General features: G+C 43.6%; 13 protein-coding genes. 6 read left to right on the forward strand and 7 right to left on the reverse strand.

Features of this window, described 5'->3' with window-relative positions; translation table 11 throughout:
• Positions 1–9: 9 nt before the first annotated feature.
• From dxs to HMPREF9064_RS05195, 4 genes are all read right to left on the reverse strand, one after another.
• Positions 10–1866, reverse strand: a complete 1857-nt coding sequence (dxs, locus tag HMPREF9064_RS05210) for a 1-deoxy-D-xylulose-5-phosphate synthase (RefSeq protein ID WP_006718085.1) — start codon at positions 1864–1866, stop codon at positions 10–12.
• An 83-nt stretch (positions 1867–1949) separates the two neighbouring features.
• Complete coding sequence (gene ispA, locus HMPREF9064_RS05205) at positions 1950–2840, reverse strand: (2E,6E)-farnesyl diphosphate synthase (protein ID WP_006718086.1); 891 nt, start codon at positions 2838–2840, stop codon at positions 1950–1952.
• Between the two features lie 10 nt (positions 2841–2850).
• Complete coding sequence (gene xseB / locus HMPREF9064_RS05200; protein ID WP_006718087.1) at positions 2851–3096, reverse strand: exodeoxyribonuclease VII small subunit; 246 nt, start codon at positions 3094–3096, stop codon at positions 2851–2853.
• 138 nt (positions 3097–3234) lie between these two features.
• Entirely contained in the window at positions 3235–4185 is a 951-nt protein-coding gene (locus tag HMPREF9064_RS05195; RefSeq protein WP_006718088.1) for an alpha/beta hydrolase, read from the reverse strand.
• Between the two features lie 196 nt (positions 4186–4381).
• Here HMPREF9064_RS05195 and accD point away from each other — a divergent pair, with 196 nt between their 5' ends.
• The gene (gene accD, locus HMPREF9064_RS05190; protein WP_032997856.1) at positions 4382–5269 is read left to right on the forward strand and encodes an acetyl-CoA carboxylase, carboxyltransferase subunit beta; all 888 of its coding nucleotides are present in this window, start codon (positions 4382–4384) and stop codon (positions 5267–5269) included.
• Between the two features lie 2 nt (positions 5270–5271).
• Positions 5272–6618, forward strand: a complete 1347-nt coding sequence (gene folC / locus HMPREF9064_RS05185; RefSeq protein ID WP_006718090.1) for a bifunctional tetrahydrofolate synthase/dihydrofolate synthase — start codon at positions 5272–5274, stop codon at positions 6616–6618.
• Between the two features lie 58 nt (positions 6619–6676).
• Here the strand turns inward: folC and HMPREF9064_RS05180 are convergent, their stop codons facing one another.
• The 3 genes from HMPREF9064_RS05180 to HMPREF9064_RS05170 are packed head-to-tail and all read right to left on the reverse strand — an operon-like array spanning position 6677 to position 9756.
• A complete protein-coding gene (locus HMPREF9064_RS05180; RefSeq protein ID WP_006718091.1) occupies positions 6677–7318 on the reverse strand; it encodes a histidine phosphatase family protein in 642 nt (213 codons plus the stop codon).
• A 58-nt stretch (positions 7319–7376) separates the two neighbouring features.
• On the reverse strand, positions 7377–8834 hold the full coding sequence (cls, locus tag HMPREF9064_RS05175) for a cardiolipin synthase (RefSeq protein ID WP_006718092.1): 1458 nt from the start codon (positions 8832–8834) through the stop codon (positions 7377–7379).
• Positions 8835–8847: 13 nt separating this feature from the next.
• Positions 8848–9756, reverse strand: coding sequence for a LysO family transporter (locus HMPREF9064_RS05170; protein ID WP_006718093.1), 909 nt, complete (start codon positions 9754–9756; stop codon positions 8848–8850).
• Positions 9757–9895: 139 nt separating this feature from the next.
• Between HMPREF9064_RS05170 and HMPREF9064_RS05165 the strand changes: the two genes are divergently transcribed.
• The 4 genes from HMPREF9064_RS05165 to HMPREF9064_RS05150 all read left to right on the forward strand — a co-directional run bounded on the left by HMPREF9064_RS05165 (position 9896) and on the right by HMPREF9064_RS05150 (position 13557).
• Complete coding sequence (locus HMPREF9064_RS05165; RefSeq protein WP_006718094.1) at positions 9896–10576, forward strand: TIGR01621 family pseudouridine synthase; 681 nt, start codon at positions 9896–9898, stop codon at positions 10574–10576.
• 44 nt (positions 10577–10620) lie between these two features.
• Entirely contained in the window at positions 10621–11502 is an 882-nt protein-coding gene (locus HMPREF9064_RS05160) for a DMT family transporter (protein ID WP_006718095.1), read from the forward strand.
• 73 nt (positions 11503–11575) lie between these two features.
• Entirely contained in the window at positions 11576–11899 is a 324-nt protein-coding gene (locus HMPREF9064_RS05155) for a zinc ribbon domain-containing protein YjdM (protein ID WP_032997857.1), read from the forward strand.
• A 116-nt stretch (positions 11900–12015) separates the two neighbouring features.
• Positions 12016–13557 (forward strand): subtype B tannase, encoded by a 1542-nt coding sequence (locus tag HMPREF9064_RS05150; RefSeq protein WP_006718097.1) that lies wholly within the window; start codon positions 12016–12018, stop codon positions 13555–13557.
• The last annotated feature ends 20 nt before the right edge of the window (positions 13558–13577 follow it).

Genomic DNA, 13577 nt, shown 5'->3' on the forward strand with positions numbered 1-13577 from the left:
GCTGTAGGATTATTTCTCAGCAAGAAAATCCACGATTTGTTGTTCAATCCCAGCGGCATCTAATTTTAAATCAGTCAGCGTTTCTGCTTGCGATCCTTGAGGGATAAAGAAATCCGGTAAACCTAATTGCAATAATTTCACCTGGTGTTGATGCTGATTCAATACTTCCGCCACCGCACTTCCTGCGCCGCCTTGAATCGCATTTTCTTCTAATGTCACAAGGAGTTCATGGCTGTTGGCAATCTCGTTAATACGGGTGACATCCAACGGTTTTACAAAACGCATATCAATCACGGTTGCATCCAGTTTTTCCGCGGCAATCAAGGCATTTGGTAAAAGCGTACCAAAATTTAAAATGGCTACTTTTTTACCTTCACGAATATGCTTTGATTTACCCAATTCCAATGGTTGTAAAGGTTCTAAGGTGACACCCATGGCATTTCCGCGTGGATAACGCACGGCAGCAGGCTTACCGTAATGATAGCCGGTATAAAGCATTTGGCGGCATTCATTTTCATTGCTTGGCGTCATGATGATAAGGTTTGGAATACAGCGCATGAAACTGATATCGAATGCACCTTGGTGAGTTTGTCCATCTGCGCCGACAATGCCTGCACGGTCAATGGCGAAGAGAACCGGCAGATCTTGAATGGCGACATCATGAATGAGTTGGTCATAAGCACGTTGCAAGAAAGTTGAATAAATAGCAACCACAGGCTTGTATCCACCAATCGCCAAACCGGCTGCAAATGTCACTGCGTGTTGTTCAGCAATCGCCACATCAAAATACTGTTGAGGGAAACGTTGAGAAAATTCCACCATGCCGGAACCTTCGCGCATTGCCGGGGTGATCCCGATAAGTTTTGGATCTCGTTCTGCCATTTCACACAACCAATCGCCGAAAATTTTGGAATAGGTTGGGGTGGCATTAGATTTAGGTAACTGACCGCTTAAATGGTCGAATTTTGGGACGCCATGGAAACCGATAGGATCGTTTTCTGCCGGTGTATAGCCTTTGCCTTTCTTGGTTTTTATGTGAAGTAATTGAGGGCCTTTTAGATCGCGCATATTGCTCAATGTCGCGATTAATTCATCAATATTGTGCCCGTCGATAGGGCCAATATAGTTGAAACCCAACTCTTCAAATAAGGTACTTTCCGGTGAGAACATCACGCCTTTCATGTGTTCTTCGGTTTTTTTCATAAAGTTTTTCACCGTCGGCACTTTATCGAGAATTTTTTTGCTACCGTCACGCACGGTAGAGTAGAACGAACCGGAGAAAATTCGGGCAAGATGGTTGTTTAATGCGCCGACATTTTCCGAAATAGACATTTCGTTATCATTTAAAATCACCAACATATTGGTGTGCAACGCGCCGGCATGATTTAATGCCTCAAATGCCATACCTGCCGTAATGGCGCCGTCACCGATGACACAAACCGTTTGTCTTCCGGCATTTTCTCGTTCTGCGGCAATGGCAATGCCTAACCCTGCGCTGATCGATGTAGAGGAGTGCCCTACGCTTAACACATCAAATTCGCTTTCACCACGCCAAGGGAAGGGATGTAACCCGCCTTTTTGGCGAATGGTGGACATTTGGTCACGACGACCGGTTAAGATTTTATGAGGATAGGCTTGATGACCCACATCCCAAATTAACTGATCGAAAGGCGTTTTAAAGACATAATGCAGCGCAACGGTCAGTTCCACTGTGCCTAAACCGGAAGCTAAATGTCCGCTACTTTGACTCACCGATTCTAGCAAATATTCGCGTAGCTCTCGACACACTTGAGGGAGTTGTTCTTTGTTTAACAAGCGTAAATCTTCAGGCGAATTAATCAATGATAAAAGGGGGTAGTTTTGCATAAGGGTTAATCAATTCCAACGTTAAAATTTATATATCACAACGCTAAAAACAGCGCTAATTTCCACCGCGCTTTGGGGGCGCATTAGTTTTTTCGTTTAATGATAAATTCCGCCAACGCATAAAGTGCGGTGGTATCAAAAGGTAAATCTTTGAGTTCGGCTAATGCCATTTCGTAAAGCTCTTGGGCTTTTTGTTTGGCACCTTCCAGCCCCAATAATTTCGGATACGTGCTTTTATCTGCTGTTAAATCGGAGCCGACTGTTTTGCCGATGGTTTCGCTATCGCCTTCAATGTCTAAAATATCATCTTGCACTTGGAAGGCGAGGCCAATTGCCGTGGCGTAGCGTTCCAACTGTTGTGCTAAAGCCTTCTCTGCAAAATGAGGCGAGCAAATAAAGCCCATCATGAGCGCTGCAGTGAGCAAGGCACCGGTTTTATTTAAATGGATGTGTTCTAATTCTTGCAGGCTGATGACTTTGTGTTCTGATATTAAATCCAGACTTTGTCCCAAACACATGCCCTTGACACCGGAGGCGGCACTTAAGGTTTTAATGAGTGCCAGTTTTTGTTCCGCCGATAGCGTTGGAATATCCGTTAAAATCTCAAAGGCAAAGGCTTGCAACGCATCACCGGCTAAAATTGCGGTGGCTTCGTCAAACGCAATGTGACAAGTTTTGTGGCCACGACGTAATTCGTCGTCGTCCATGGCAGGCAAATCATCATGAATCAATGAATAAGCATGAATGGCTTCAATGGCGGCTGCCGCATAATCAAGCTGCGCTAAATCGGCGCCGAGCATTCTGCCGGTGGCATAAACTAAAAAGGGGCGAATGCGTTTTCCACCCAACAATAAGCCATATTTCATGGCGTCAGCTAAAGGCGCGGGCGCGCTATCAAGGTGGGCAAATTGCTCTGCTAAAAAGTGATTAATTCGCTGCTGAACGTGCTGTAAATCTTCTGAGAACTGATACATTACCGCCCCGTTATTCTTCCGCTTGATAATCGCTAAGTTTGGCACTTTCGTTTTTTTGTAACAAAATTTGGATGTGCTGTTCCGCTTGCTGTAAGCGTTCTTGCCCTAACTGAGCCAGCTTGATGCCTTGTTCAAAATCTTTTAATGCCTCTTCAAGAGAAAGATTGTTATTTTCCAAACGGGAGACGATTTCTTCCAGTTGTTTTAAGGTATTTTCAAAATCCGGTTCATTTTTCTCAGCCGGTTTACGCGCCATGGTCTTATCCTTTTTTGCAGCAAAATAGAATTGCCGTATTGTACTTGATTTTTATCGCTATTGTTAGGGCGAATTTAGGGTATTTCCGGTGAATAATCTCTTCTAAAAAAACAACTGAAAAAGACACCGCACTTTGGGTTAATGTTCACAATTTTGTTGTGTTTTACAGCGAGAAAAAAGCCATTTCAAACCATCTAATAAAGCCGGCATGACACTGGTCATATGGGTTTCTTCAGGATAAATTTTACTCACAACCGCTAGCTTATCATTAGGCAGCCCATTCAGTTTTTCCGCTACATTTTTGACTTGCGTCACCATGGCGCGCTGATCTAACTGCTTTTGTCGTTCGGTATCTTGTTTCATATAAGGCGCCAATTTTTGTTCATATTCTCCAACGGTGAAACGCACGCCAATTTTCTCTTTTATTTTTTGTAGGTGTTCGGGAAATGCAGGTAAATCTTGCAAAATCCGTTGCTGATTCCACCATACTGAAGGGCTGGCGATAAGATAGTTGCGGAATCCATTTGGGTGATTAAACAAACTATATAAACTAAATAGACCACCATAAGAATGCCCGAAAATGTTTTGTTGAGCCGTGTTAATTGAAAAACGGTGATGCAAATCTGGTGAGAGTTCTTCCTGAATAAAGCGATAAAAATTTTCTGCACCGCCAAATTTTTTATTGGTTTTATCGCCGGTATCATCGTAACTTTCTGATGGCGGCGTATAATCTTGCGCGCGTTCTGCCGGATTAAGAAGTTGAGTATTCGGGTAGCCGATGCCGACGATTAAAAATGGTACGGCATTGGTTTCTTGTGAGCGCGCCATCATGTTTTGTGCCATGCTGGCAGCCGCGGGGAAAAGGGCATCGCCGTCCAACACGTAGAGAACGGAATAGCCGATATGCTTTACTTCTCCAACAGGCATCACCTGAATACGATAATCTTTTTTCGTAAATTGGCTGTGAAGCACATATTCTTGTGCATTAGGGAGAATTGCCGGTTTTAAATTGCCCATTGAAGTTGCTTGATGCCCCTCGGCAAGATTAAAGAATACGCCACAAGAGAGAGCCAATAATAACGGTTTCATACATGTTCCTATGTGAGTTTTTGCGCTAGCGTAGCAAAGTGCGGCCAGTTTTTCTAACGTTTTTATCAGATAAAAATACCTGAAAAAATGACCGCACTTGATGACTAATCAGATCAGTATAAATTGCTATAAAATTTTTCAAAATTATGGTCTAATAGCGCGTAATTTTTTGTTAATCAAGAGAAAAAGGTTAAATATGAGCTGGATTGATAGAATTTTTAGTAAAAATACCTCGTCTTCTTCCCGCAAAGCCAATGTGCCTGAAGGCGTGTGGACAAAATGTACCTCATGCGAACAGGTGCTATATCGTGAAGAATTAAAACGTCATTTGGAAGTTTGCCCAAAATGCGGACACCATATGCGTATTGATGCGCGCGAGCGTTTATTGGGCTTATTGGATCAAGACAGCGTACAAGAATTAGCGGCAGAGTTAGAACCGAAAGATATCTTGAAATTCAAAGACTTGAAGAAATATAAAGATCGTATTACCGCCGCTCAGAAAGATACCGGCGAAAAAGATGCCTTAATTGCATTTTACGGTACGTTATACAATATGCCGATCGTGGCGGCAGCCTCTAACTTTAGCTTCATGGGCGGTTCCATGGGATCTGTGGTGGGGGCGAAATTTGTCAAAGCCGCAGAAAAAGCCATGGAAGAAAATTGCCCGTTTGTCTGTTTCTCCGCCAGTGGTGGCGCACGTATGCAGGAAGCCTTGTTTTCCCTCATGCAAATGGCAAAAACCAGCGCCGTGTTGGCTAAAATGCGTGAAAAAGGCGTGCCATTCATTTCCGTATTAACGGATCCAACGCTAGGTGGTGTTTCTGCCAGTTTCGCAATGTTGGGCGATATCAACATTGCCGAACCAAAAGCATTAATCGGTTTTGCCGGTCCACGTGTTATTGAACAAACCGTGCGTGAAAAATTGCCGGAAGGTTTCCAACGCAGTGAATTTTTATTGGAAAAAGGCGCAATCGACATGATCGTAAAACGTGCAGATATGCGTAATACCTTGGCGAGTTTGGTCAGCAAATTGATGAATAAGCCATCTCCTTTTGTGGAAAGCGAATTAATCACAGAAGAATAAATATGAACACAATGTTAAAAGCCACTTCGCCACTCAACGAGTGGCTTTCTTATTTGGAAAACAGTCATTTTAAAGCGATTGATTTAGGGCTGGAACGCATCAAATCTGTTGCACAGGAATTGGATTTGCTCACGCCGGCACCTTTCGTGATTACCGTAGGTGGTACAAATGGCAAAGGTACCACTTGCCGTTTGTTAGAAACCATTTTATTGAATGCGGGCTATCGTGTCGGCGTGTATTCTTCACCGCATTTGTTACGTTATAACGAACGTGTTCGCATTCAGAATCAAGAGTTGGATGATGCACAGCACACGGCGTCTTTTGCGTATATTGAGCAAAACAAAACGCAATCATTAACATATTTTGAATTCAGCACGCTGTCTGCGTTACATTTGTTTAAACAGGCAAGATTGGATGTAGTGATTTTAGAAGTGGGGCTGGGTGGTCGCTTGGATGCCACGAATATCGTGGACAATGACATGGCGGTGATTACCAGCATTGATATTGATCACACGGATTTCCTCGGTTCTACGCGCGAGGAAATCGGTTTTGAAAAAGCGGGAATTTTCCGTGCTAATAAACCGGCGATTATTGGCGAACCCAATATTCCGCAAACCATGTTGATGCATGCCGAAATATTAGGTAGCCAATTATTTTGTCGTCACCTTGATTGGAATTTTTGCCAGCAGGAACAAAGTTGGACATGGCAAACCACGCGTGAAGATGAAAAAGTGCGGTGGAATTTGCTCGCGGATTTACCGCTTTGCCACATTCCGTTAGCCAATGCGGCAACTGCGCTTGCGGCAGTACAAAAATTGCCGTTTGAGATTTCTCTTGAAACCGTGAAAAAATCCTTGCTTGAGGTGGAACTCACCGGGCGTTTTCAAACCATGAAGCCGGAAAGCTTAACGCATTTGGCGAAAATGGTTGAGCGTGAAGTGGAAGCCCTACCGCGTATGATTGTTGATGTGGGGCACAATCCGCACGCAGCACGTTATTTAGCAGAAAAACTGACCGCACTTAAAGCCCAATCACAAGGAAAACTGATCGCGGTTTGTGGGATTTTAAAAGATAAAGATGCGGCTGGTGTATTGACACCGTTACTTCCGCTGGTTGACGAATGGCGTTGTGTCACATTAGGCGGTTATCGCGGTCAACAGGGTAAAGATTTGTTTGTGACGTTGCAACAGATTGCAACTCAACAGCATTTGAATGCACAAGGTAGCTATGCCGATTCCGTCGCAGAAGGTGTGAAAAGTGCGGTGGAAATGGCCAATGAAAATGATACCGTGCTGGTGTTTGGATCTTTTCATACCGTGGGCGAGTTTCTGACATTAATCCAAACCTAAAGACGTTAGCTTCATCAAAAAAACAAAAGTGCCGAGGAACAACCCTTGGCGCTTTCTTTTAACGTAAATGTCCCGCTTCATTTATGCTTTCAATGGTAAATTTTCCGTCGGTCCCATTGCTTTGTTTATAGTGCACGATGTTAATCGCACAATTTAACAAAGATTGGCTCTTGCCTTCATGACGATGTTCTTGCCAGCTTGTTCCGGCAAGTAAAGCAAGCAATAAACGCAATGTGTGTCCGTGTGAAACAATCAAAATATTGCCTTGTTCATGTACTTGAATAATGTCTTGAAGTGCTTTCATTGCCCGTTTGGCAAGTTGTTCAAAGGTTTCTCCACCATTGCTTTGCGCTTTGTAGTTTGCGGCATCTTTGAGCATTTGGTTAAACTCATCTAAAGAACGCAATTTCTCCACCGGTAAACCTTCCCAAGACCCGAAATATTGCTCGTTTAACCCTTTATGTTGAAAAAGTGGCACATCGCGCTCGTCTAAAATATGTTGTGCTGTGTAGATAGTACGTTGTAAACAGCTGGAATAGGCGGCAACAAAAGGAATGTGCTGCAGTGCTGCTCCGGTTTGTTTGGCGCCTTTAACACCAAGCTCCGTTAAGTCGGAGTTGCCGAATCCTTGTAATAGTCCTTGCTCGTTCCAAAGAGTACGTCCGTGGCGGACTAAGTAGAACGTGAGATGTTTATTCATGAATTATCCTGTTAAATCTTGTTGAGATAAAAACGCAGAAAAAAACGACCGCACTTTTTTATAAGAGCGGGCTGAAAAGGAAAAACAGTTTTTCGATAATGCGTTGATAAACGGAACGATTTGCCCATTCGTCGTAGTTCAGCAGTTCGGCGTTTTTGATGTAGCTTTCATGCAACAGGGAAATTTCGTTCGCGAATGCCGCATCTTCCACCACCATGGTCACTTCAAAATTCAATAAAAAGCTGCGCATATCCATGTTTACAGTGCCGACCAACGCCAATTTATTATCAATCAGCATGCTCTTAGTGTGCAGTAACCCTTTATTGAAATGATAAATTTTTACACCGGCGGCGAGTAAATCGTCAAAAAATGTACGGCTTGCCCAATGTACCATCATCGAATCATTTTTTTTTGGCAGAATGATAGAGACATCCACACCTCGTAGGGCGGCTGTGCGTAATGCTTCGGCAATATTATGGCTTGGCACAAAGTAAGGAGAGGTGATGACAATGCTTTTCCGTGCAGAAAAAATTGCGATAGCGAGAGATTGCGCCATTAAATCATCCGGAAAACTCGGGCCGGTGGCAAGAATTTGCACTGCGTGAGAATTGTTTTGTTCTAAAGGCAATAACGGGCAATCAGGAATATGTAATGGTACGGATTGTCCTGTTTCAATTTCCCAGTCCCACGCATGCAAACCGTTGAGAACGGCAGACACAGGGCCATTGATACGCACCATGACATCAATCCATTCGCCTACATTGCTGTCTTTTTTGAAGAACTTTGGATCCACCATGTTCATGCTGCCGGTGTAAGCAATTTGGTTATCGATCACAATAATTTTGCGATGTTGACGTAAATCGATTCGACTGAAAAACATGCGGAATAAATTCACATGTAAGGTTTCAACAATTTCAATCCCTTGGGCTTGCATCTCGCGACAATCCGCACTTTTTAAAAACGGACGACTGCCCACGGAATCCAATAAAATGCGTACTTTTACCCCACGTTGACAGGCTGCGATAAGCGCTTCTTTGACGTCGTTCACCAAACCATAGGGAGACCAAATATAAAACACCATATTGATGGATTTTTCTGCGCATTTGATGTCTTCAATGATGCTGTGCATGATGTTTTCCGGGGTGTCCAGAATATGCAGTTCATTTCCTAAAACACAAGGAATGCCAAGACGTTGCTTGGCTAAGTCGAAAATTGAACGATAGAGTAGATTGGTTTTCGTATTCACCAAATTATCGCATTTCGATAGCTTGTCGAACCATGCCATAAATTGGGGTTTGAGCTGGTTGAATAGTGTTGCGCGGCGCTTCCCGAGATTAATTTCGCCGAAAATCAAATAGGCTACAATGCCGACAATAGGGAAGATATAAATCACCATCAACCAAGATAGCATGGCGGCGACAGATTGCTTTTTCATGACCAAACGAATGGTAATAGCAATGGTGAGAACCCAGATAAGTGCAGGAATAATGTAGGCGATAATTTGTTCGATATTCATAAAAATGACCGCGTTATAAAGGTGTAGAGGTAAAAAGCATTAACAAAATTGGCGGTGTAATGTTTGTGATAAACCCAAAACTAAAAGCAAGCGGCAAAACTTCTACGCCGCCGGCTTTTTGAATAATGGGTAAGGTGACATCAAGGGCGGTTGCTCCCGGAAAACCCACCGCTGTTGAACGGTAGTTTTGCATGAATAGCGGAATAATAAATAAGCTAATCAATTCACGCGATAAATCATTAAAAAACGCAATACTGCCCCAAATCGGCCCCCAAGCATTACTGAGGGTTACGCTGGACAATGAATACCAGCCAAAACCGGAGGACACAGCTAAACCTTGTATCACCGGCACTGACAACACGAAAGCCGCAATAATGCCGCCAAGTAATGAGGTGAACATGAAAATCACGCCCATTGCTAATCCGCGTTTATTGAAAAATACCGCGCGCATGGAAATGCCATTGTTGCGCAATTGCACGCCCACACAAAAAATCATAACAACCAGCACATAAGTGGTAGCGTCGTGGGGCAAAGCAAAATGACCTTTGAACAGCCAACCAACCACGAAACCAATGAGCACCACCGTGCATAATTTCAATGAATCCAACATGATATGCCAACGCGAGGCAATTTTTTCTGCAACGTGTTTTAGTGGCTGCGGGTGGAATTTGTCGTAAAGAAATAAGCCGATGAAATTTAGGCATTGAATAAACAAAATAAAGGTGAGGGCATAAACGCCGATTTGCGGTAATTGTTGTGCTAAATCATCCAGTTGTCCGAGTGAAAAACCCATGGTGAAGAGAATCATGTACAGCAAAATCATGGTCACGCGACCGAAAGATTGCAAAATGGCGTGATTTTTCACTTTCACCATGTACCCGATAAACATCGGCACTAAAATAATGAGTAATCCTTCGTACACTGTTGCCACCTTCAAATGCTATATGGTGGCAGAGTATAGCACTTTTCCCTATTTTCGCCTATCGGTGAGGCTTAACACTAAAGCCAATGTCATTGATTGTGCTATACTTTCGGGCATTATTTTTCTCTAGTATTTCCCTATGACATTCCAAATTGTATTTCGACACTCTGATTTTATTGTGATCAATAAGCCTAATGGCATTAGCGTCCATAAAGATGACGCGGATGTGGGGTTAACTCAATTAGTGGCGCAGCAACTTGGCGTACCGAAAGTTTGGCTGGTGCATCGGCTGGACAAAGTCACTTCAGGTTTGTTGATTCTTGCCTTAAACGAACGTGCGGCTGTGACGTTGTCGCAGAAATTTGCGCAGCATCAAATTCAGAAAACATATATTGCATTAGCAACGCATAAACCGAAGAAAAAACAGGGCAGAATCAGTGGAGATATGCAAAAGGCTAGACGAGGCACGTGGAAACTTTGCCAAAGCAAAGAAAACCCCGCGGTGACAGATTTTGTTTCACACAGTTTGGCACCCAATTTGCGTTTATTTATCTTACAACCGAAAACCGGTAAAACCCATCAACTTCGTGTTGCAATGAAAAGTTTAGGCAGCCCGATTTTAGGGGATGAACTATATGGTGGGGATAAGGCTGAACGCACCTATTTGCATGCCTACCAATTATCGTTTGACTATTTCGGGTTGAAGGTTCAAATTAAGGGAACACCGATTAATGAGAGCGAAAAGTGCGGTGAAATTTTTCAACGTTTTTGGCAGGCCATTGAAAAATATCTTCATGGTGAAAATGAAAAAACACCTTAAAAACTGACCGCACTTTTTTCGCTGCGAAGCAAGGAACGTTGCCAATGCCGAATAAGATCATAACCAGTTCATACCATAAAGCCATTATTTGCATGGTGCTTGCCTATATCAGTATCGCCTTGATGGGCGTGTTCGTAAAATATGCCTCGGATGAATTACCAGCAAGTGAAATTTTGTTTTCTCGCTTTCTGATTGGTTTTGTTTTCTTGTTACCTTTTATGATTCGCGATGGTGATTTCCGAGTCGAAATGCGCCAGTGGCCGTTTTTGGTGATTCGCAACCTTGCCGGCATCGGCAGTATGTTATGTACTTTTTATGCCATCAAATATTTGCCACTTTCCATTTCTATTTTGCTATTGAATACCTCTGCGTTATTCGTGCCGGTTTTGCTCTTTCTTTTGCGTACTCGCACGCCGCTGAAAGTCATTGCCTGCAGTGTGCTGGGATTTATTGGCGTGGCGATTATTTTGCTCACTGATCACCATGGTGAGGTGGAACCTTATTATATTTTTGTCGCATTGGGCGGTGCGACTTTAGCGGCAATGGCGTTTATCAGTTTGCAGGAATTAAATAAGCATAATTCACCGAAAAATATCGTTTTCTATTTCCATTTACTTGGGGCGATTTTATTACCGTTATTTTTTATGGCGCAATGGACGCTCCCGACAGCGCATGGCTTATTTATGCTTTTATTGGTGGGCGGATTCGGCTTAATTTTCCAGCTTTTGCTGACTCGTGCGTTTAAATACGCTCCGGCAAATGTCATCACGCCTTTTGCGTTTACCGGTGTGATTTTTTCCAGCATCTGTGACTGGTTGTTTTGGCAGAATGTGCCGACAGTGCATTTTTGGCTCGGCTCTCTCGTGATCATTGTGTCTGTCAGTTTATTGGCAAGATTGCGCGGCCAAGGGAAAACGAAAGCATAATTTATTCCCCAAAAACAGTTGTTTTTCCGCTACAATAGCGCACTTTAAAATGACATTGAAAACGAGGAAATCCATGGAATATCCAATTTGTCCATCTTGCAAAGGCGAAAACACCTATCACGATTCTATCCAATTTGTTTGCCCGGATTGTGGCCACGAATGGACCGGCGACGAAGTCGAAGAACATGACGATGATGCGTTTATTGTCAAAGATAGCAACGGCAATTTGCTGGCTGATGGCGACGACGTGCTACTCATCAAAGATTTAAAACTTAAAGGCTCTTCCGAAGTATTGAAAAAAGGCACAAAATTTAAAGGCATCCGCCTTGCTCGCGGCGATCACAACGTGGATTGCGGCAAAATCATGCTGAAATCGGAGTTTTTGAAGAAGGCGTAGGTGAAAAAAGCCATCTGTCGTAAGCAGGTGGCTTTTGTCATTTTATTTTCTTCCGCCGAACTTATTTACAATACGTCTACCTAACCAACAGTATATCTTTGATACAGGAGAACTTTATGCAAGCAAAAACATGGTTGGCTTCGTTGGTAGGGTTGGCTGTTTCCGGTATGGCTATGGCGAACCCACCGCAAGGGAATGATCCGTTGGCGGATGCGCCGTATTTCAATAAAACGGACAGTGGCTATGATCTAAAATTCTCACCGAAAACTTACCGCACTTTAGAGGCGAAAGTGAATGGTGAGACGGTGAAATTCCGTGCGTTTGAAAAGATTGTGTATGTGCAAAACCCGGTTGAGCCGGATTATCAGACACTGAACATTTATGTGCCGGAAGCCTATTTTAATAATGGCAAAATCAATGGCTTTAATGCCAAGAGCGCGCCGATTTTCCTGCCGAATGCGGTGGGCGGTTATATGCCGGCAAAAGCGGCAACCTATGATGCAAAAGGCTTCGGCAGTGGTGATAAATCTAACGCAATTTTGACCGCACTTTCCAAGGGTTATGTGGTGGCAAGTGTGGGTGCGCGTGGACGGACGTTGGAGAAAGACGGCAAATATACCGGCAAAGCACCGGCAGCAATTATTGATTTGAAATCGGCGGTGCGTTATTTGCATTTTAACGATGAAGCAATGCCGGGTGATGCCAATAAGATCATTTCTAACGGCACCAGCGCAGGCGGAGCATTGTCCGCTTTGTTAGGCGCAAGCGGTGACAGCATGGATTATGTTGAGTATTTAAAACAAGTCGGCGCGGCAGAGGCGAGTGATGTCATTTTTGCGGTGTCCGCCTATTGCCCGATTACCAATTTGGAACACGCCGACAGCGCTTATGAGTGGGAATTTAACGGCTTGAACGATTATCGCCGAATGGACATGAGCCGTTTGAATGCACAAAGTTTTAATGATCGTTCGCAAGCTGCGGCAAAAGCCACGATTGAGGGTACGTTGACGGCAGCGGAAATTCAGATGTCCGATCAGCTAAAAGCCGAGTTTCCATCTTATTTAAATAGTCTGAAATTAGAAGATGAGAAAGGTAATGCCTTAACGTTAGATGGGCAAGGTAACGGTTCTTTTAAAGATTATATGAAAAATGTCATTGTGCGCTCGGCGGATAAGGCCCGTAAAAGTGGCGTGACCTTTGAAGATAAACCTTGGGTGAAACTGAACAAGGAAGGCGTCAGCGACATTGATTGGGAGGGCTATATTCACTCAGAAAAACGCATGAAATCACCACCTGCCTTTGATGCGCTGAATTTGAGTTCCGGCGAAAATAACTTATTCGGTACGGAAAGCGTGAATAATCAGCATTTTACAGACTATTCCATGCAACATAGTAGCGAGAAAGGGAAAATGGCAGATAAGCACGTCATTCAGTTAATGAACGCGATGAATTATGTGGATCATGGCAAAACCGCATATTGGCGCATTCGTGCAGGTACTTCTGATCGTGATACCTCGCACGCCATCAGTGCGATACTTGCAATAAAACTGCGTATGGCAGGCAAACAGGTGGATTATGAAACTCCGTGGGGCGTGCCGCATTCGGGGGATTATGATCTGGACGAGCTGTTCCAATGGATGGATAGTATCAGTAAATAATTGGTAATAGCCATAAAAGT

This window comes from Aggregatibacter segnis ATCC 33393 (assembly GCF_000185305.1).
GTDB lineage: Bacteria > Pseudomonadota > Gammaproteobacteria > Enterobacterales > Pasteurellaceae > Aggregatibacter > Aggregatibacter segnis.